Below are 18,784 nucleotides of genomic sequence, written 5' to 3'. Positions count from 1 at the left end.
AGCAGGCAAGCCCGCGGGCGCGCCCCGCCCGCAGGGCCCGGTGCCGGGAGGGCGCTGACATGACGCGGACTGAACAGCAGGTGATCCAGTTGCTGTGCCAGGGCGCCGGTCTGCGCGAGGTGCTCGGCACGCTGTGCCTCGGCATCGAGGAGAAGCTGCCGGGTGCGCTGTGCAGCCTGCTGGTGGTCGGCCCCGACCGCCGCCTGCATTTCGGCGCCGGCCCCAGCCTGCCCGACGACTACAACGCGGCGATCGACGGCCTCGACATGGGCCCCGAGGTCGGCTCGTGCGGCGCCGCCGCCTGGCACGCCCGGCAGGTCGTCGTCGCCGACATCGAAACCCACCCGAACTGGGCACCCTACGTCGACGTCGTGCGCCCCTACGGGCTGCGCGCATGCTGGTCGACGCCGGTGCTCGCCCCGCAGGGACACGTGCTCGGCACCTTCGCGGTGTACTACCGCGAGGTGTGCGAACCCGACGAGCGCGCCCAGCAGGTGATCGCCGAGGCCGCCAACCTCGCCGCCATCGCGATGCTGTCGCGGCGCACCGAGGCCGCGCTGGCGCTGAGCGAGGCGCGCTACCGGGCGCTGTTCGACAGCAGCGGTGACGCGCTGCTGCTCGCCGCCGCCGACGGTGCCGTGCTCGATGCCAACCCGGCCGCGCGCACGCTGTTCGGCTGGGCCCCCGAAACGCTGCAGCGGCGGCGCTGGCAGGAGATCGGCGACCCGGCCGATCCGCGCTGGCGCGGCGACCTCGGCACCGCCACCGGCCAGGCGCGCTTCGAGGCCTTCTGCCAGCGCGCCGACGGCAGCCGCTTCCCGGCCGAGGTGCACCTGACCCACTTCACCGCCGGCGACGGCGTGCGCCTGACCACGGCGATCGTGCGCGACATCAGCGAACGCCACACCGCGCAGGCGCGGCTGCTGCACCACCAGCGCGGCCTGCACACGCTGAACGCGATCATGGCCGCGGGGCACCATCCGCTCGAAGAACGCCTGCGCCAGGCGTTGGAGCTCGCCGCCGGGCACCTCGGCATGCCCTACGGGCGCGTCTGCGGCGGCCATCGCGAGCGCGGCTGCCGCGTGCTCTACAGCACGCCGATACCCGCCGGCGCGGTCGGCCCGAGCCAGCTCTGCACGCAGCCGCCGGGCGCCGGGCTGGTGCTGGCGATCGCCGATCTCGCCCACGACGCCGCCGGGGCCGGGCTGCCCGCGGAGCTGCGCCGCTACATCGGCGCGCCGCTCGGCGACCCCGACCTCGGCGACGGCATCCGCGGCGCGGTGGAGTTCTTCGGCACCGAGCCGGCGCCGTTCGACGCCGAGTCGATCGAGTTCATGCGCCTTTTGGCGCGCTGGCTCGGCTCCACGCTGCTGCAGGAGCGCGACGCCGCGACCATCCGCCAGCTCGCGCACTTCGACGCCCTCACCGGCCTGCCCAACCGCTCGCTGTTCCAGAGCCGGCTGCGCACCGCGCTCGGCCTTGCCGAGCGCGAACGCGCCGGGCTGGCACTGCTGTTCATCGACCTCGACCACTTCAAGCAGATCAACGACAGCCTCGGCCACGCCAGCGGCGACAGCCTGCTGCACGAGACGGGCCGGCGCCTGCGCGCCTGCGTGCGGGCGAGCGACACCGTGGCGCGCCTCGGCGGCGACGAGTTCGTGGTGCTGCTCGAAGACATCCGCGACCCGGCCGACCTCGACCGCATCGCCCGCCACATCCTCGAAACGCTCGCCGCGCCCTGCGTGCTCGATGGCCACGAGTGCCAGGTGTCGGCGAGCATCGGCATCAGCCTCTACCCCGAGCACGGCACCGACCTCGACACCCTGCTGAACCACGCCGACAGCGCGATGTACCGGGTCAAGTGCGACGGCCGCAACGGCTTCCGCTACTTCGCCCGCACCGCCTGAAGCCGCCACCGGCCTGCGGGCGTCCGCACCGGTGCCCGGCGGTGCCGCGGAGCGGATTGCACGCGCCGCGGGCGCAGGGCGGCGCCGCACCGCGCAGGCGTACAGGAAGGTGCGCCGGCACCGGCGCCGCCCACCCCCTCCCCCTCAGAACAGATCGGCCTGGCGCTGCCGCGGCGTACGCGCGGCCGGCGCCGGCGGCAGCGGCGGCAGCTCCGGCAGCCGTGCGCGCAGCAGGCCGTGGAACAGCCGCGCGAGCGCCGGCGCGTCGCGGTTGTCGGGCATGTGGGTGAAGACGTAGGGGGTGCGCCCCTCGCCGATCCACGCCGCGAGCTTGTCGACCCAGGGCGCCAGGTAGGCGCGGTTGCGTTCGAGCTCGGGGTGACCGATGAAGCGCAGCAGCGGCCGCGGCCCCACCGCCACCGCGTGCACCGGCAGGCGCGGCTTGCGCGCCTGCGCCTCGGCGCTCGCCGCATCGGGCGGCGGCGTGCTGAACAGCGCGCGGCTGTCGAGGATCGCGCGGTCGACACCCCGCGCGCGCAGCGCCCGGTTCAGCGCGATCTCCGCCTCGCCCTTGGCGAAGAATGCCGGGTGGCGCACCTCGACCACGCAGGTGTACTCGGCCGGCAGCGCGTCGAGGTAGGCGAGCAGCGCCGGCACGCCGTCGGGGCCGAAGCTCGCCGGCAGTTGCAGCAGGCACGGGCCGAGGCACGCGCCGAGCGGCGCCAGGCGCGCGAGGAACGCGGCGGTGTCGGCCTCGGCACCGCGCAGCGCGAGCGCGTGGCTGATGCGCTGCGGGAACTTGAAGCAGAAGCGGAAGCGCGCCGGCGCGTCGGCGGCCCAGCGCTGCACGGTCTCGGCGCGCGGCAGGCCGTAGAAGGTGCTGTTGCCTTCGACCGCGTCGAACACGCTGGCGTACTGCGCGAGGTGTTCATGGGGCCGCGCGGCGGCGGTGAAGAAGGTCCCGAGCCAGCGGCGCTCGCTCCACACCGGGCAGCCGAGGTACAGCGGGGGCGTCGTCACGGTGCCCTCCGGGGGCGCAGGGGCGGATGCGCTGCGATCCTACCCGAGTGTGCCGCCGCCGCACCGCGGGCGCCGCACGGCGGCAGGCCGTAGACTGGAATGCCTCCCCGCCGCCCGCCGCACCGCCATGCACCCCGCCCTCGCCCGTCTGCGCACCCGCCTCGGCCCCGCCGGCTGGCTCGACCAGCCCGCCGCGATGGCGCCCTACCTGGAGGAATCGCGCGCGCGCCACCACGGCGCCGCGCTCGCGGTGGTGCGCCCGGCCGACACCGCCGCGGTCGCCGCGGTGCTCGCCGCCTGCCACGAGGCCGGCGTCGGCATGGTGCCGCAGGGCGGCAACACCGGGCGCTGCGCCGGCGCGCTGCCGACGGCCGGGCAGCTCGTGCTGAGCCTGGCGCGGCTCGACCGCATCCGCGCCGTCGATGCGCTCGACGGCAGCCTCACCGCCGAGGCCGGCTGCATCCTCGCCGACGTGCAGGCGGCCGCGCGCGCCCACGGCCGGCTGTTCCCGCTGTCGCTCGGCGCCGAGGGCTCGTGCACGATCGGCGGCAACCTCGCGACCAACGCCGGCGGCCTCAACGTGCTGCGCTACGGCAGCGCGCGCGCGCTGTGCCTGGGGCTCGAGGTCGTGCTCGCCGACGGCCGCGTGTGGGACGGCCTGCGCCGGCTGCGCAAGGACAACACCGGCTACGACCTGCGCGACCTGTTCATCGGCTCCGAAGGCACGCTGGGGGTGATCACCGCCGCGGTGCTGCGGCTGTTCCCGCTGCCCGAGCGGCGCGCCACCGCGCTCGCCGCGCTCGCCGATCTCGATGCCTGCCTGGCGCTGCTGGCGCGGGCGCGGCACGCCTCGGCCGACACGCTGACGAGCTTCGAGCTGCTGCCGCGCATCGGCCTCGACGCCGCGGTGCGCCACGTGCCGGGCTGCCGCGACCCGTTCGACGTCGCGCACGCCTGGTGCGTGCTGCTGGAGCTCGACGGCGCCGGCGACGCTCCGGCGGCGCGGCTCGAGGCGCTGCTCGCCGATGCGCTCGCCGCCGGCGAGATCGTCGATGCCGCGACGGCCGCGAGCGAGGCGCAGGCCGCGGCGCTGTGGCGGCTGCGCGAGGGGCTGGTCGAGGCGCAGCGCCACGAGGGCGCGAGCATCAAGCACGACGTGGCGGTGCCGGTGAGCCGCGTGCCGGAGTTCATCCGCCAGGCCAGCGCGGCGTGCACGGCGCTGCTGCCGGGGGTGCGCCCCTACCCCTTCGGCCACGTCGGCGACGGCAACGTGCACTTCAACCTGAGCCAGCCGCCGGGCATGGCCGCGGCGGACTTCCTCGCCTGCTGGGGACGCTGCGAGCGCGTGGTGCACGACCTGGTGGCGGCCTGCGGCGGCAGCTTCAGCGCCGAGCACGGCGTCGGCCGCAGCAAGACCGGCGAAATGGCGCGCTACAAGTCCCCGCTCGAACTCGAACTGATGCGCGGCATCAAGCGCACGCTCGACCCGCGCGGCATCCTCAACCCCGGCGCGGTACTGCCGCCGGGCTGAGCGTGCGGCACGCCGCCGGCTGCGCCGAGCGCACGGTCGGGCGGAGGGCGGGGGCACGGGTACGCGGGCGGGCGCGGCGCGCGGTGCGGGCTCGGCCTGGCCGCGCGCGCCGTCCGCCGCCGCGCCGCGGCTCAGGGCTCTTCCTGCACCTCGCCGTCGCGCGCCACCAGGCGCTCGGCCTCGGCGTGCAGCGTCCTGCGCCAGGCCGCGAAGTGCGCCTCCTTGTCGACGTCGTCCCAGCCGACGCCGCAGTGGTGCATCGCGGCGATGAAATCCTGCGCGTAGGCCTCCTCCTCGAAGTCGGTGTCCTGCGGCCGCAGCGCGTGCCCGTAGCGGTCGAAGAAGGTCGCCGCCGCGGAGCGCGCGCGGCGCGTGAGCACGCCGTCGAACTCGGCCGCTGCCACCGTCAGCGGCGCCTCGCGCTCGGGGCTGCCGTCACCGCTCCAGGCGCCGATGCTCACGCGGAAGCCGCAGAGCGCGTGGATGTCGTCGACCAGGGACGCCTCGTGCTCGGGCTTGCGCGACCACTCGCAGGCGATGCGCACCGGCACGCCGTGTTCGAACTCGACCTCGCAGTGCGGCGCGAGGCTGTACCAGCCGTGTCTGACGCTTTCGAGCATGATGCGGCCCTCCCGCGTGATGTTTCGAAGCCCCCCAAGTAAAGCAGGCGGCGCACCGCCCAGCGGGGAATCACCGCCGTGTCAAGGCCTCAGGCCGCCTGCGCGTCGTGCCCGCGCATCCACTCGGCGCAGGCCGCCGCCGGCATCGGCCGCGCCAGCCAGTAGCCCTGGATCGCATCGCAGCCCTCGGCGGCCAGGAAGTCGCGCTGCGCGGCGGTCTCCACCCCCTCGGCGATCACCTGCAGGCCGAGGCGGTGCGCCATCGCGATGATGGCGCTGACGATCGCGGCGTCGCTGGCGTCGTGCCCCAGCTCGATGACGAAGGAGCGGTCGATCTTCAGCGTGTGGATGGGGAAGCGGCGCAGGTAGCTCAGGCTCGAATAGCCGGTGCCGAAGTCGTCGATCGACACGCTGACGCCCAGCTCGACGAAGGCGCGCAGGGTCGCCACGGTGGCCTCCGGGTCCTGCATCAGCAGGCTCTCGGTGATCTCCACCTCCAGGCGCCCGGGCGGCAGGCCGCTCGCCTCCAGCAGCGCCTTGACCCGCGCGAACAGCTGCGGCTGCGCGAACTGGCGCGCCGACAGGTTCACCGCCACCCGCGGCGGTGCGATGCCCTGCGCGCCCCAGTCGGCGAGGTCGCGGCAGGCGCGGGCGATCACCCAGTCGCCGATCGGCACGATCAGCCCGGTCTCCTCGGCGAGGGGGATGAAGCGCTGCGGCGGGATGTGGCCGAACTCCGGGTGCTGCCAGCGCAGCAGCGCCTCGACGCCGAACAGCCGGCCGCTGGCGAGGTCGAGCTGCGGCTGGTAGTGCAGCTGGAACTCGCCGGCGTCGAGGGCGCCGCGCAGCGCGGTCTCGAGCCGCAGCCGCTCCTGCGCCTGCACGGCGAGCTCGGGGGTGTGCAGCGCGTAGCCGTTGCCGCCGCGCGCCTTGACCGTGTGCAGCGCGCTGCCGGCGGCCTTGAGCAGGGTGTCGGCATCCCCGCCGTCGTCGGGGAACAGGCTGATGCCGATGCTGCCGGTGAGGCTCAGGTCGCGCTCCCCGGCATCGAGCGGCTCGCTGACCACGCCGAGCAGCCGCCGCGCGAACTGCGTGGCCTCGGCGGCACCGCCGCGGCAGCGCGCCACGGCGAGGAACTCGTCGCCGCCCTGGCGTGCCAGCGTGTCGCCGATGCGCAGGCTCAGGTGCAGGCGCTCGGCCATGCCGCGCAGCAGCTGGTCGGCCGCCGTCGGCCCGAGCGAGTCGTTGACCACCTTGAAGCGGTCGAGGTCGAGGTGCAGCACCGCCACCGTCCCGCCCTCGCGCCGCGCGACCCCCAGCGCCTGCTCGATGCGCTCGGCGAGCAGCGCGCGGTTGGGCAGCCCGGTGAGCGCGTCGTGCTGCGACAGGAAGTGGATGCGCGCCTCGGCCTGCTTGCGCTCGGACAGGTCGCTCTGGATCGCGATGAAGTGCGTGGTGGCGCCGGCTTCGTCGTGCACCGCCGCCAGCGACAGCCAGCTCGGAAACTGGCTGCCGTCGCGGCGCCGGTCCCAGATCTCGCCCCGCCAGTGCCCGCTGCGCAGCAGGTCGCCCCACAGGCCCTCGTAGAAGGCGCGGTCCTGGTGCCCGGACTTCAGCAGCCGCGGCGTGCACCCCTCGGCCTCGGCCGCGCTGTAGCCGGTGATGCGGCTGAAGGCCTGGTTGACGGCGACGATGGTGCCGTCGGCGTCGGTGACGTAGATCGCGTCGGCGCTGCGCTCGAACACCGTCGCGTACAGGCGCAGCTTGGCCTCGGCCTGGTGGCGGGCGGTGATGTCGGTGAGGGTGCCGGCGAGCCCGTTCACCCGCCCCTCGGCGTCGCTGCTCGGGCGGGCATGCACCTCGACCCAGCGCAGGCTGCCGTCGGCGCGCAGCAGCCGCAGCACGCTGCGCTGCAGGTCGGTGCCGCCGTGCATCAGCGCGAGGTAGCGGTCGAGGGCTGCGGCGCGGTCGTCGGCGTGCACGAAGGTGTCGAACGGCCGGCCGATGCACTCGGCCACCGGCAGGCCGGTGATCCGCGTCCACGCCCGGCTCAGCAGCTGGCAGCAGCCCTCGGCGTCGAGCTGGAAGATCACCTCGCGCAACTGGTCGGTGACGCTGCGCAGGCGCGCGTCGCTCGCCGCGAGCGCCGCCTGTGCGGCGGCGAGGCGGGTGCGGTCGCGCGCGCGTTCGAGCACGAGGCGCACGCGTTCGGGCAGCACCGCGTAGTGGCGCGGGGATTTCAGCACGTAGTCGTCGAGCCCGCTCTGCAGCGCGGCGACGGCGACCTCCTCGCTGCCGGTGCCGGTGAACATCACCACCGGGCAGTCGGGCCAGGCCGCCCGCACCCGCGCGAACACCTCGAGCCCCGTGCCCCACTGCAGCTGGTAGTCGGTGATCACCAGGTCGGGCGGCGCCTGCCTGAGCGCCGCCTCCAGCGCCAGGGGTTCGGCCACCGCCTCGACGTGGCAGCCGGGCCACTGGCGGAGCAGCCCGCGGGTGACCAGCAGGCGGTCGTCGGGGTTGTCGTCGACCACCACGATGTGCGGCGACGACAACGATTCGGCAGCGGTAGCCATGATGCAGTGCGTCTCCGGACCGGTGTGCGGGGGCGATGAGCCATGGTGTACCGATTTCACGCGCGCGCCCAGTACACGCCGGCCCATCGGCGCAGCGTCGGGCGCCCCCCGGCTGGCCGGCCGGGGGGGGCGGCGCTCAGCCCGGCGCCGGCAGCTCGACCCAGAAGCGGCTGCCGGCGCCGGGGGCGGACGCGAGCCCGACGCTGCCGCCCATGCGCTCCACCGCCTTGCGCACGATGGCGAGCCCGATGCCGGTGCCGGGGTACTGCTCGATGCCGTGCAGGCGCTCGAACACGCGGAAGATGCGCTCGTGGTGCTCCGGCGCGATGCCGATGCCGGCATCCTCCACCCATACCCGCAGCCGCCCGTCGCGCCGCTCGGCCCACACCCGCACCGCGGCCCGCGCGCCGGGGGCGACGAACTTGCAGGCGTTCTCGAGCAGGTTGACGAACACCTGGCGCAGCAGCGAGGCGTTGGCGTGCACCGCCGGCAGCGGCTCGACCAGCTCGACCACCGCGCCGCGCCGCGCCGGATCGGCGAGCACCTGCGCGCGCGCCTCGGCGAGCACGGCGGCGAGTTCGAGGTCGGTGCACGCGAGCTCGCGCCAGCCCAGGCGGCTGTAGACGAGCAGGTCCTGGATCAGCCGATCCATGCGTTCGGCCGCGGCGAGCACGCGCTGCGCGTACTCGCGCCCGGTCGCGTCGAGCACCGGGCCGTAGTCCTCGAGCAGCGCCTGCGACAGCCCCTGCATCGCCCGCAGCGGCGCGCGCAGGTCGTGCGACACCGTGTAGGTGAAAGCCTCCAGCTCGCGGTTGGCGGCTTCCGTCACCTCGGCACGCTCGGCCAGTTCGGCGTTGAGCCGGCGCACCAGCGCCTCGGCGCGCTTGCGCTCGGTGACGTCGAACACCGTCGAGCGGGTCGCGACGAAGCGCCCCTCGGCATCGATCACGGCGGTGGCGCTGAGCGCCACCGGCAGCAGCGTGCCGTCGGCACGGCGCAGCTCCAGGTCGAGATCGCTGAACCGGCCGGTCCGCTTGAGGCACGCGAAGCTCTCGTCGAACAGGCGTTGCGAGGCCTCGCCGAGCAGCGCGCGGAAGGACTGCCCGAGCAGCGCCTCGCGCGGGTAGCCGAGCCAGTCCAGCTCGGTCTGGTTGACGCGCAGGTAGCGGCCCGCGGCGTCGAGCGAGTGGTAGCCGCAGGGCGCGCGGTCGTAGAGGTCGGCGAGCTGTTCGGCCTGCTGCGTCAGTGCGGCGTTGGCCGCGGCGAGCTCGGCGGTGCGCTCCGCCACCCGCCGTTCGAGCGCCCCGGCCTGCTCGCGCAGGCGCGCGTACAGCGTGGCGCCGGCGAGCGCCCCGGCGAGCTGGTTGGCGAGCGCCTGGAACAGCTCGATGCGCATCGGGGTGAAGAAGCCCGCCTCGCCCGCGTACAGGTTGAGCGCGCCGAAGGGCTCGCCGCGGTGGATCAGCGGCAGCGCCGCACTGGTGCGCAGGCCCGCCGCCTGCGCCAGAGCGTGCCACGGCGAGAAGCGGCCGGCGGCGGCGGTGCCCAGGTCGTCGACCACCTGCGCCCGGCCGCTGCGGATGGCGATGCCGGTCGGGCCGGCGCCGAGCGACGAGTCGTCCCAGCGCACTTCGATGCGCCGCGGGTAGTCGAATTCGGCCGGCGCGCTGGTCAGCAGCCGCAGGCTGCCGTCGGGCTCGGCGCGCCCGATCCAGGCCAGGCGCGCGCCCAGGCGTTCGACGCAGAAGCGCGCGGTGCCGTCGGCCAGCGCCTGCACCTCGAGGTTGCCGGTGAGCTGCGCGGCGCCCGAGTAGAGGGCTTCGAGCATGGTCAGTTGCGCCTGTGCCTGGGCCTCGATGCGCTTGCGCGCGGAGATGTCCTGCAGCACGGTGACGAAGAACTTCGGCGTGCCGTCGGCGCCACGGCACAGCGCCACGGTGAGCTCGATCCACACCACGCTGCCGTCGCGGTGCAGGTAGCGCTTCTCGCGCACGTAGGTGGTGGCCTCGCCGCCGAGCAGGCGCTGCAGCATGGCGACGTCGGCGGCGAGGTCATCGGGGTGGGTGAGGTCCTGGAAGCGGCGGGCGAGCAGTTCCTCGCGCGAGTAGCCGACGATCGCGCACAGCCGCTCGTTGACCCTGAGCCAGCGCCCGTCGGGGGCGACGTGGGCGATGCCGACGGCGGCCTGCTCGAAGGTGACGCGGAAGCGCTCCTCCTGCTCGGCGAGCCGCCGCGCGGCCAGCCGCTGCTCGGTGATGTCGCGGGTGATCACGCTGTAGCCGGCCGGCGCCCCGCGGCCGTCGCGCAGCGCGGTGATCACCGTGCTGGCCCAGAAGCGCCCGCCGTCCCGGCGCAGCCGCCAGTCCTCGTCGGCGCACTGGCCGTCGCGCGCCGCCTGCGCCAGGCGCGCGGCCGGCACGCCGGCGGCAAGCGCCTCGGCGGGGAAGAAGCAGGCGAAGTCGCGGCCGAGGATCTCCTCGGCGCAGTAGCCCTTGACGCGCTCGGCGCCGCGGTTCCAGCTCGCCACCCGGCCCTGCTGATCGAGCAGGTAGATGGCGTACTCCTGCACGCCGTCGAGCAGCCGGCGATAGCGCTCCTCGCTGTCCGCGAGCCCGGCCTCGGCGGCGTGGCGGCGGGTGGCGTCGCGGGCGAGCGCGAGGTAGAGCAGCAGGCTGGTGAGGGCGACGAAGGCGCCGCCCTTGTAGGTCTGCAGGGTGCCGAGCAGCCGGCCGTCGGCGAACAGCAGGTCGAGCGCCCGGTCCGACAGCAGGATCCACGCGCCGGCGAACGCCGCGTAGGCGAGCGCGATGCGCCGCGGCGCGGCCAGGGGGGTGGAGGCGGGTTCGGGGGGCACTCGCAGTCTCTCGCGTGGACGCCCGTCGTCGGCGACGCGGGTGCGCTCGGCGAGTTTTTTATAGACCGGCGCCGCGGCGAAGTCCGCCCCCGCCCGCCGCGACGGCGGCGGGCGGGGGCGCCGTCCCGAAATCGTCGCGGCGGACCTCTAGAATACGGGGCATCCCGCACCGGAGCCGCCATGCCCGTTCCCGCCCTGCTCAGCATGATCCGCGAACTGATCGCACTGCCCTCGGTCAGCTCGGTCGCCCCCGCCTTCGACCAGGGCAACCGCGCCGTCGTCGAACGCCTCGCCGAGTGGCTGGCCGCGCTCGGCTTCCGCACCGAAGTCCAGCCGCTCGCCGATCCGCGCAAGGCCAACCTGATCGCCACGCTCGGCCGCGGCCCCGGCGGCCTGGTGCTGTCGGGGCATACCGACACCGTGCCCTTCGACGCCGGCCGCTGGAGCGTCGACCCGTTCGGCGGCGTCGAGCGCGACGGACGCCTCTACGGCCTCGGCAGCGCCGACATGAAGTCCTTCCTCGCGCTGGCGATCGAGGCCGCACGCGGGCTCGACGCGGCGGCGCTGCGCCAGCCGCTGATCATCCTGGCGACCGCCGACGAGGAGTCGAGCATGGACGGCGCGCAGGCGCTGGTGGCGGCCGGGCGGCCGCTCGGGCGCTTCGCGGTGATCGGCGAGCCCACCGGGCTCAGGCCGGTGCGCCAGCACAAGGGCGTGATGATGGAGGCGATCCGCATCACCGGCCGCGCCGGGCACGCCTCCGACCCGCGCCTCGGCAACAGCGCGCTCGAAGGCATGCACCGGGTGATCGGCGAGCTGCTGAGCCTGCGCGGCGAGTGGGCGCAGCGCTACCGCAACCCGCAGTTCGAGGTCGACGTGCCCACGCTCAACCTCGGCTCGATCCACGGCGGCGACAACCCCAACCGCATCTGCGGGCACTGCGAACTGGCGATCGACATCCGCCCGCTGCCGGGCATGGACATGGCGGCGCTGCGCGGCGAGATCGCCGCCCGCCTCGGCAGCGTGCTCGCCGGCAGCGGCCTCGCCCTCGACACCGCGCCGCTGATCCACGGCATCGCGCCGTTCGAGACCGCCGCCGACTCGCCGCTGGTGCGCGCCGCCGAGGCGCTCACCGGGCACGCCGCCGGCTCGGTGGCCTTCGGCACCGAAGCGCCGTATCTGCGCGAACTCGGACTCGATACGATCGTCCTCGGCCCCGGCGACATCGCCCAGGCCCACCAGCCCGACGAATTCATCGCGCTGGCGAGCCTCAACCCCACCGTCGAACTGCTGCGCGCGCTGATCCGCCGCTTCTGTCTGGAACCCTCCGCCGCATGAACGAAAACAAGCTCCTGGTGCACGGCCTGCGGCAGGCCGTGCCGTACATCAACGCGCTCGAACACAAGACCCTGGTGATCCTGTTCGGCGGCGAGGCGATCGAGGACAGCGAGCGCTTCGCCTCGCTGATCCACGACCTCGCGCTGCTCGATTCGCTCGGGCTCAAGCTGGTGCTGGTGCACGGCGCGCGCCCGCAGGTCGAGGCCGAACTCGTCGAGATGGGCCACGAGCCGCGCTTCGAGCACGGCGTGCGCATCACCGACACGGTGGCGCTCGACGCCGTCAAGGAGGCGGTGGGCGCGACCCGCATCCTCATCGAGGGCCTGCTGTCGATGGGCCTGGCCAACTCGCCGATGCACGGCGCGCGCCTGCGCGTGGCCTCGGGCAACGCCGTGGTGGCGCGCCCGCTCGGCGTGCGCGAAGGCGTCGACTACCAGTTCACCGGCGAGGTGCGTCGCGTCGACGTCGACATGATCCGCGCCTGGCACCGCGCCGACACCATCGTGCTGCTGAGCCCGCTCGGCTACTCGCCGACCGGCGAGGTGTTCAACGTCTCGGCGCGCGAGGTCGCCACCGTGGCGGCGCGCTCGCTCGGCGCCGAGAAGTTGGTGATGCTGACCGAGGAAGGGCGCATCTGCGACGGCGACGGCCAGCCGCTGACCGCGCTGACCATCGAGCAGGCCGAACGGCGGCTCGACGAGGGCGCACCGCTCGACGAGGACGCCGCCGAGGCACTGGCCAACGCCATCGCCGCCTGCCGCGGCGGCGTGCGCCGCGTGCACATCGTGCCGCGCCGGCTCGACGGCGCGCTGCTGCTCGAGCTCTTCACCCGCGACGGCGTCGGCACGATGGTCAACGCCGACCTCTACGAAGGCGCGCGGCCGGCGACGCTCAACGACATCCCCGGCCTGCTCGAGCTGATCCGCCCGCTCGAGGAGGACGGCACCCTGGTGCGCCGCTCGCGCGAGCGCCTCGAAAGCGAACTCGACCGCTTCACCGTGATCGAGCGCGACGGCGCCATCATCGGCTGCGCCGCGCTGCACACCTTCCCCGGCGAGAAGGTGGCCGAACTCGCCTGCGTCGCCGTGCACCCCGACTACCGCCGCGGCGGGCGCGCCGAGGCGCTGCTCGGCGCGGTGGAGTCGCGCGCCCGCGCCGAGGGCCTGGAGGGGCTGTTCGTGCTCACCACGCGCACCGCGCACTGGTTCCGCGAGCGCGGCTTCGAACCCGCCGAGATCGCCGACCTGCCGGTGGAGAAGCAGGCGCTGTACAACTACCAGCGCCGCTCGAAGGTGTTCCTGAAGCCGCTGCGCTGACCCCGCCGCCGCCGCGAAACCTTGATGCCGGTTATCGACTTGCCGGCACTCTTCGGCAGAGACTAATGGACGGTGCATCCCGCGGCGCGGGAGCACCGCGGCCGGCACACCCCGGCCGTCCTACCGACCCAGTCGATCCAGGAGAGAGCGTATGAAAGCGATTCTCGGCACTGCCGGAGCCCTGCTGCTCGGCGCGCTGGTCGCCGTGCCGGCGCAGGCCGACGGCCTCGCGCTGGCACAGAAGAACAACTGCATGGCCTGCCACCAGGTCGAGACCAAGGTCGTCGGTCCCGCCTACAAGGACGTGGCGGCGAAGTACAAGGGTGACGCCACCGCCGCCGACAAGCTCGCGGCGAAGGTCAAGGCCGGCGGCGCCGGCGTCTGGGGCCAGATCCCGATGCCGCCGAACGCCACGGTGCCGGACGCCGAGATCAAGGAGATCGTCGCCTGGATCCTGACGCTGTAGGCGCTCGCCGCGCGCAGCCGACGGCCCCCGCGCGGGGCCGTTCCTTTTTCCGCCGCGCGCGGGCCGCGGCCTCAGTTGCTCTCGGGCGACTCGCTCTCGAAGTCGACCAGGTGCCGGCCGAACTTGTAGCGCGCGTAGTCGTAGGTCTCCTTCAGCAGCAGTTCGAACTGCGTGTAGAAGCCGATGAAGCGCGAGGTGGGGGTCGGCGAGGGATGCGCATCGATGCCGATATCGCGCGCCATCGTCATCGCGCGGCGCATGTGCAGCGGATCGCTGACCAGCAGCACGCGCTTGAGCCCGTGCAGGTCGAGCAGGCGCTTGGCGCCGACGAGGTTCTCCCAGGTCGAACGCGATTCGGTTTCGGTCAGCACCGCGGTCGCCGGGATGCCGCGCTTCAGCGCATAGGCGCGCGCGACCTCGGCCTCGCTGCGGTTGTCGCCGCGGCCGGTGCCGCCGGTGAACACGACGACGCGCACGCGGCCCTCGTTGTAGAGCGTCAGCGCGTGCTTGATGCGCTCCTCGAACACCGGCGACGGGCGCCCGTTCCACGCCGCCGCACCGAGCACCACCGCGGCGTCGGCGGGTTCGACGTCCTGGTTGTCGGAGAACACCACGATGCGCAGCATCAGCCACAGCGCGAGCAGCGGCGGCAGCAGCACCAGCGCGGTCAGCAGGTAGCCGGGGCGGCGCATCGGCGGAGGCGGCGTCAGCGGCCGTCGCCCCGTCGGCGGCGGTCGAGACCGGCGCGGGAGGCGGCGGGGTGGAGTCGGGAACGTGGCATGAAAACCTCGCGGACCTGGGAGCCGTACTATAACCGCAGCCTGCCGGGGGGAAGTGCCGTGAACAGCCGTGTGCGTCTGGTCCAGCTGAGCGACACCCACCTGCGCGCCGCCGCCGGCATGGCCGGCGCCGATGCCGACGCCGGACTGCGCGCCACGCTCGCCGCGGTGGCGGCGCGCGGCGCCGATGCGCTGCTGCTGACCGGCGACCTCGCGCACGACGACGGCGCGCCGGCCTACGCCCGTCTCGCCGCCCTGCTCGCCCCGCTCGGCCTGCCGACGCTGTGCCTGGCGGGCAACCACGACGACCCGGCGGCGCTCGCCGCGAGTGCGCTGGGCGTGAGCGGCGGCGCCGATCTCGGCGCCTGGCGGCTGGTGCTGCTCGACTCGACGCTGCCGGGGCAATCGGGCGGCGCGCTCGGCGCCGCCGAACTCGACCGGCTCGACGCCGCGCTCGCCGCAGCACCGCGGCGCCCGGCGCTGGTGGCGCTGCACCACCCGCCGCTCGCGCTCGGCAGCGCGTGGATCGACGCCATCGGCCTCGCCGCCCCCGAGCGGCTGTTCGCGGTGCTGGCGCGCCACCCGCAGGTGCGCGCCGTGGTGTTCGGCCACGCCCACCAGGGCTTCGCCGCGCGCATCGGCGGCATCCGCGTGCTCGGCTGCCCGTCGACCTGCGTGCAGTTCCGGCCGCGGCGCGCGCGCTTCGCGCTCGACCCGCGGCTGCCGCCGGGCGCGCGCTGGCTGGACCTCTACGCCGACGGCCGCCTCACCACCGGCATCCTGCGCGCAGCGCCGGCAAATTCCCGCCCCGACGCCGGGGCTCACCGATATACTTCGCGCCCATCATGAACATCAAAGACGATCTGGTCCGCCACTATCACTGGCTGCGCGTGTACGGCCTCAACGACTCGCACAGCGGCAACGCCTCGGTCCGCGACGGCGACGAGGTGTGGGTGACGCCCACCGGCTGCTGCGCCGACACCCTCACCAGCGGTGATCTCGTCGCCTGCGATTTCGCCGGGCACATCGGCCGCGGCGCCTCGCTCGACGCCGCGCTGCACGTCGCCGCCTACGCCGCCAACCCGCGCGCGCGCGCCATCCTGCACAGCCACGGCCCCTACACCGTGGCGATGACGATGGACAACGAGGAATTCGTGCCCGCCGACTTCGAGGGGCAGTACCACTTCGGGCGCGTGCCGGTGATCACCATCCCGTTCGAGCGCTACCAGGAGCTCGCCCCGGCCAAGGTGGCGGCGGCGCTCGCCGGGGTGCCGATCGCCGTGGTACGCGGCCACGGCGTGTTCGCCTGCGCCGAGACGCTGAACCTCGCCTACAAGTGGACCTGCTCGCTCGAACTGTCGGCGAAGACCGCGTTCATCGCCCAGCAGGCCGGCAAGATCTAGCCGCTCAGATCTCGATCATCTCGAAGGCGTCCTTGCCGGCACCGCAGTCCGGGCAGTGCCAGTCGGCGGGCACGTCCTCCCAGCGCGTGCCGGGCGGGATGCCGTCGTCCGGCCAGCCCTTCTCCTCCTCGTAGATCCAGCCGCAGACCAGGCACATGTAGGCTTTCATGGGCGCGCATCGCTCGTGCCGAAGGAATGGGCTATTGTCCCACGGCCCCCAGGCTCCGAGAATCGGCCCCGTGCCGCGGCCCGCGGAGCCCACAGCCAGCAAGGAAACCGCATGAGTCCAGCGCCCCCCGTCCCGGTGGTGATGATCTTTGCCGGCAACGACCCCAGCGGCGGGGCCGGCATCCAGGCCGACATCGAGACCGTGGCCAGCATGGGCTGCCACGCGGCACCGGTGATCACCACCCTCACCGTGCAGGACACCCACGACGTGATCGCGCTGGTGCCGCTGGACGCCGACCTGGTGATCGCGCAGGCGCGCGCGGTGCTCGCCGACATGCCGGTGGCGGCGATCAAGATCGGCCTGCTCGGCAGCCCGGCGATCGCCGAAGCGCTGGTCGAACTGCTGGAGGAGCACCGCCACATCCCGGTGATCCTCGACCCGGTCCTCGCCGCCGGCGGCGGCCACGATTTCGACGGCGACACGCTGGCCACGGCCATCCGCGAGCTGCTGCCGCTGACCACGGTGCTGACCCCCAACAGCGTCGAGGCGCGCCGCCTCGCCCCCGAGGCCGACACCCTCGACGCCTGCGCGATGGCGCTGCTCGCGTGCGACGCCGACTACGTGCTGATCACCGGCACCCACGAACACACGCCGCGGGTGATCAACAAGCTCTACGGCAACCACCGCCTGCTCGAGACCTACACCTGGGAGCGCCTGCCGCACAGCTACCACGGCTCGGGCTGTACCCTCGCCTCGGCGATCGCCGGACTGGTCGCCCAGGGCCAGGAGCCGCTCTCGGCGATCCACCAGGCACAGGAGTACACCTGGGAGGCGCTGCGGGCCGGCTATGCGGTCGGCGGCGGCCAGCTGGTGCCCAACCGCATGTTCTGGGCCGACGACGAAACCCCCGACCTCGACTGAGTCCGCCGCCACCATGCCCGCCGCCCCGACAACGGCCCCGCGCCTGCCGCGCGGGCTCTACGTGATCACCGACGCCGGCCTGCTCCCCGATGCCGCGCTGGCAGCGGCGGTGGCGGCGGCGATCGCCGGCGGCGCGCGCGTCGTGCAGTACCGCGACAAGAGCGACGACGCGGCGCGACGCCACGCCCAGGCCGCGGCGCTGGTCGCGCTCTGCCGCGCCCGCGGCGTGCCGCTGATCGTCAACGACGACGTCGCGCTCGCCGCCGCGGTCGGCGCCGCCGGCGTGCACGTCGGCAAGGACGACGCCGCGCTCGCCGCGGCGCGCGCGGCACTCGGCCCGCAGGCGCTGATCGGCGTGTCGTGCTACGCCGATCTCGCCCTCGCGCGCGCCGCGGTGGCCGGCGGCGCCGACTACGTCGCCTTCGGCGCCTTCTTCCCGTCGCGCATCAAGCCCGGCGCGGTGCGCGCCGACGCGGCGCTGCTGCGCGCCGCGCGCGCCGAACTGCCCTGCCCGATCGTCGCCATCGGCGGCATCACCGCCGGCAACGGCGCCGAACTGGTCGCCGCCGGCGCCAACAGCCTGGCGGTGATCAGCGACGTGTTCGGTGCAACCGACATGCGCGCCGCCGCCGCCGCGCTCGCCGCGCTGTTCGGGCCGGAGGCGCCGGCATGAGCCGCCCGCCGCCGCTCGCCGGCCTGCGCGTGCTCGACCTCACCCGCCTGCTGCCCGGCCCGCTCGCCACCCAGCACCTCGCCGACATGGGCGCCGACGTGATCAAGGTCGAGGACACCGGCGGCGGCGACTACGCCCGCACGCTCGGCCCGATGGCCGGCGACACCGCCTACCTGTTCCTGCTCACCAACCGCAACAAGCGCGGGCTCACGCTCGACCTGCGCCGCGCCGAGGGGCGTGAGGTGTTCCTGCGCCTCGCCGCCGGCGCCGACGTGATCGTCGAGGGCTTCCGCCCCGGCGTGGTCGAGCGCCTCGGCATCGACTACGCGACGGTGCGTGCGCATCACCCGCGCGTGGTCTACTGCGCGATCACCGGCTACGGCCAGACCGGGCCCTACCGCGACCGCGCCGGGCACGACCTCAACTACATCGGCTACGCCGGCGTCCTCGACCAGACCGGCAGCGCCGGCGGGCCGCCGGCGATCCCCAGCCTGCAGCTCGGCGACCTGCTCGGCGGCACCGCCTGCGCGGTGATGGGCATCCTCGCCGGCGTGATCGACGCCCGCCTGCGCGGCGAGGGGCGCTACGTCGACGTGGCGATGGCCGATTGCGTCGCCGCGCACCACCTGTTCCCGCTGATGACGCTGCAGGCCGACGGCGCGGGCGCGCCGCGCGGTGCCGACGTCCTCACCGGCGCGCTGCCCTGCTACGGGGTCTACGCCACCGCCGACGGCCGCTACCTGGCGGTGGGCGCCCTCGAAGCGAAGTTCTGGGCCACGCTGTGCACCGCGCTCGAACGCCCCGACCTGCTCGCCGGGCACACCGCGCGCGGCGCCGAGGGGGCCCGCGTGCGCGCCGAGCTCGCGGCGATCTTCGCCAGTCGCCCGCAGGCGTACTGGGCCGAGCGCTTCGCCGCGCTCGACTGCTGCGTCAGCCCGGTGCTCGACATGGCCGGGGTGCGCGCCGATCCACACTTTGCCGCGCGCGGGCTGTTCGCCGGCGGCGACACCCCGGGCAACCCGCTGCACTGCGCCTTCCCGGTGCGTTTCAGCGATGCCGCCGCCGTCCCCGAACGCCCGCCGCCGGCGCCCGGCGAACACACCGACGCCGTGCTGGCCGAAGCCGGCTACGATACCGCGACGATCGCGCGCCTGCGCCGGGACGGCGTCGTCTGATGCGTGCCCGCCCCTTCACCCGTCGTGCCTGGATGA

General features: G+C 74.4%; 16 protein-coding genes. 10 read left to right on the top strand and 6 right to left on the bottom strand.

Going from position 1 to position 18,784, the window contains the following annotated elements:
• The first annotated feature begins 59 nt into the window (after nt 1-59).
• Nucleotides 60-1,907, top strand: coding sequence for a sensor domain-containing diguanylate cyclase (locus EV699_RS00885; RefSeq protein ID WP_132538060.1), 1,848 nt, complete (start codon nt 60-62; stop codon nt 1,905-1,907).
• 144 nt (nt 1,908-2,051) lie between these two features.
• Here the strand turns inward: EV699_RS00885 and EV699_RS00880 are convergent, their stop codons facing one another.
• Nucleotides 2,052-2,927 (bottom strand): DUF72 domain-containing protein, encoded by an 876-nt coding sequence (locus EV699_RS00880; RefSeq protein ID WP_132538059.1) that lies wholly within the window; start codon nt 2,925-2,927, stop codon nt 2,052-2,054.
• Nucleotides 2,928-3,054: 127 nt separating this feature from the next.
• Between EV699_RS00880 and EV699_RS00875 the strand changes: the two genes are divergently transcribed.
• Nucleotides 3,055-4,458, top strand: a complete 1,404-nt coding sequence (locus tag EV699_RS00875) for an FAD-binding oxidoreductase (RefSeq protein WP_132538058.1) — start codon at nt 3,055-3,057, stop codon at nt 4,456-4,458.
• A 131-nt stretch (nt 4,459-4,589) separates the two neighbouring features.
• Here EV699_RS00875 and EV699_RS00870 read toward each other — a convergent pair whose 3' ends face one another.
• From EV699_RS00870 to EV699_RS00860, 3 genes are all read right to left on the bottom strand, one after another.
• Nucleotides 4,590-5,078, bottom strand: coding sequence for a hypothetical protein (locus tag EV699_RS00870; protein ID WP_132538057.1), 489 nt, complete (start codon nt 5,076-5,078; stop codon nt 4,590-4,592).
• A gap of 89 nt (nt 5,079-5,167) precedes the next feature.
• On the bottom strand, nt 5,168-7,654 hold the full coding sequence (locus tag EV699_RS00865; RefSeq protein ID WP_165903976.1) for a two-component system response regulator: 2,487 nt from the start codon (nt 7,652-7,654) through the stop codon (nt 5,168-5,170).
• 136 nt (nt 7,655-7,790) lie between these two features.
• A complete protein-coding gene (locus EV699_RS00860; RefSeq protein ID WP_132538055.1) occupies nt 7,791-10,508 on the bottom strand; it encodes a PAS domain S-box protein in 2,718 nt (905 codons plus the stop codon).
• A 180-nt stretch (nt 10,509-10,688) separates the two neighbouring features.
• Between EV699_RS00860 and argE the strand changes: the two genes are divergently transcribed.
• The 3 genes from argE to EV699_RS00845 all read left to right on the top strand — a co-directional run bounded on the left by argE (nt 10,689) and on the right by EV699_RS00845 (nt 13,628).
• Entirely contained in the window at nt 10,689-11,846 is a 1,158-nt protein-coding gene (gene argE, locus EV699_RS00855) for an acetylornithine deacetylase (protein WP_132538054.1), read from the top strand.
• A complete protein-coding gene (gene argA / locus EV699_RS00850) occupies nt 11,843-13,162 on the top strand; it encodes an amino-acid N-acetyltransferase (RefSeq protein ID WP_132538053.1) in 1,320 nt (439 codons plus the stop codon). The genes argE and argA overlap by 4 nt, the downstream gene beginning before the upstream one ends.
• 151 nt (nt 13,163-13,313) lie before the next feature.
• Complete coding sequence (locus tag EV699_RS00845; RefSeq protein WP_132538052.1) at nt 13,314-13,628, top strand: c-type cytochrome; 315 nt, start codon at nt 13,314-13,316, stop codon at nt 13,626-13,628.
• A 71-nt stretch (nt 13,629-13,699) separates the two neighbouring features.
• On the opposite strand, the gene EV699_RS00840 is transcribed toward EV699_RS00845, so the two are convergent.
• Nucleotides 13,700-14,320 carry a YdcF family protein gene (locus tag EV699_RS00840; protein WP_132538051.1) on the bottom strand — a complete coding sequence of 207 codons (621 nt, stop codon included), beginning with the start codon at nt 14,318-14,320 and terminating at the stop codon, nt 13,700-13,702.
• A 147-nt stretch (nt 14,321-14,467) separates the two neighbouring features.
• Here EV699_RS00840 and EV699_RS00835 point away from each other — a divergent pair, with 147 nt between their 5' ends.
• Complete coding sequence (locus EV699_RS00835; RefSeq protein ID WP_243662512.1) at nt 14,468-15,256, top strand: metallophosphoesterase; 789 nt, start codon at nt 14,468-14,470, stop codon at nt 15,254-15,256.
• A complete protein-coding gene (locus tag EV699_RS00830) occupies nt 15,253-15,810 on the top strand; it encodes a class II aldolase/adducin family protein (protein WP_132538049.1) in 558 nt (185 codons plus the stop codon). Before EV699_RS00835 ends, EV699_RS00830 begins: the two co-directional genes overlap by 4 nt.
• A gap of 4 nt (nt 15,811-15,814) precedes the next feature.
• On the opposite strand, the gene EV699_RS00825 is transcribed toward EV699_RS00830, so the two are convergent.
• Nucleotides 15,815-15,979, bottom strand: coding sequence for a rubredoxin (locus tag EV699_RS00825; RefSeq protein ID WP_132538048.1), 165 nt, complete (start codon nt 15,977-15,979; stop codon nt 15,815-15,817).
• A 111-nt stretch (nt 15,980-16,090) separates the two neighbouring features.
• Here EV699_RS00825 and thiD point away from each other — a divergent pair, with 111 nt between their 5' ends.
• Genes thiD through EV699_RS00810 form a run of 3 tightly spaced genes read left to right on the top strand, consistent with a single transcriptional unit; the run spans nt 16,091 to nt 18,748 of the window.
• Complete coding sequence (gene thiD / locus EV699_RS00820; RefSeq protein WP_132538047.1) at nt 16,091-16,900, top strand: bifunctional hydroxymethylpyrimidine kinase/phosphomethylpyrimidine kinase; 810 nt, start codon at nt 16,091-16,093, stop codon at nt 16,898-16,900.
• A 13-nt stretch (nt 16,901-16,913) separates the two neighbouring features.
• Complete coding sequence (thiE, locus tag EV699_RS00815; RefSeq protein WP_132538046.1) at nt 16,914-17,573, top strand: thiamine phosphate synthase; 660 nt, start codon at nt 16,914-16,916, stop codon at nt 17,571-17,573.
• On the top strand, nt 17,570-18,748 hold the full coding sequence (locus tag EV699_RS00810; protein WP_132538045.1) for a CaiB/BaiF CoA transferase family protein: 1,179 nt from the start codon (nt 17,570-17,572) through the stop codon (nt 18,746-18,748). The genes thiE and EV699_RS00810 overlap by 4 nt, the downstream gene beginning before the upstream one ends.
• Nucleotides 18,749-18,784 lie beyond the last annotated feature (36 nt).

This window comes from Plasticicumulans lactativorans (assembly GCF_004341245.1).
Classification (GTDB): Bacteria; Pseudomonadota; Gammaproteobacteria; order Competibacterales; family Competibacteraceae; genus Plasticicumulans_A; species Plasticicumulans_A lactativorans.
Note: the sequence above shows the minus strand (reverse complement) of the source record. Positions and strands in the feature narration are given on the sequence as shown.

Coding starts and splice junctions, on each gene's coding strand:
- argA (WP_132538053.1), top strand. CDS start 11,843: ATGAACGAAAACAAGCTCCTGGTGCACGGCCTGCGGCAGGCCGTGCCG.
- thiE (WP_132538046.1), top strand. CDS start 16,914: ATGCCCGCCGCCCCGACAACGGCCCCGCGCCTGCCGCGCGGGCTCTAC.
- EV699_RS00845 (WP_132538052.1), top strand. CDS start 13,314: ATGAAAGCGATTCTCGGCACTGCCGGAGCCCTGCTGCTCGGCGCGCTG.
- EV699_RS00885 (WP_132538060.1), top strand. CDS start 60: ATGACGCGGACTGAACAGCAGGTGATCCAGTTGCTGTGCCAGGGCGCC.
- EV699_RS00825 (WP_132538048.1), bottom strand. CDS start 15,979: ATGAAAGCCTACATGTGCCTGGTCTGCGGCTGGATCTACGAGGAGGAG.
- EV699_RS00870 (WP_132538057.1), bottom strand. CDS start 5,078: ATGCTCGAAAGCGTCAGACACGGCTGGTACAGCCTCGCGCCGCACTGC.
- EV699_RS00865 (WP_165903976.1), bottom strand. CDS start 7,654: ATGGCTACCGCTGCCGAATCGTTGTCGTCGCCGCACATCGTGGTGGTC.
- EV699_RS00875 (WP_132538058.1), top strand. CDS start 3,055: ATGCACCCCGCCCTCGCCCGTCTGCGCACCCGCCTCGGCCCCGCCGGC.
- EV699_RS00830 (WP_132538049.1), top strand. CDS start 15,253: ATGAACATCAAAGACGATCTGGTCCGCCACTATCACTGGCTGCGCGTG.
- EV699_RS00810 (WP_132538045.1), top strand. CDS start 17,570: ATGAGCCGCCCGCCGCCGCTCGCCGGCCTGCGCGTGCTCGACCTCACC.
- argE (WP_132538054.1), top strand. CDS start 10,689: ATGCCCGTTCCCGCCCTGCTCAGCATGATCCGCGAACTGATCGCACTG.
- EV699_RS00840 (WP_132538051.1), bottom strand. CDS start 14,320: ATGCGCCGCCCCGGCTACCTGCTGACCGCGCTGGTGCTGCTGCCGCCG.
- thiD (WP_132538047.1), top strand. CDS start 16,091: ATGAGTCCAGCGCCCCCCGTCCCGGTGGTGATGATCTTTGCCGGCAAC.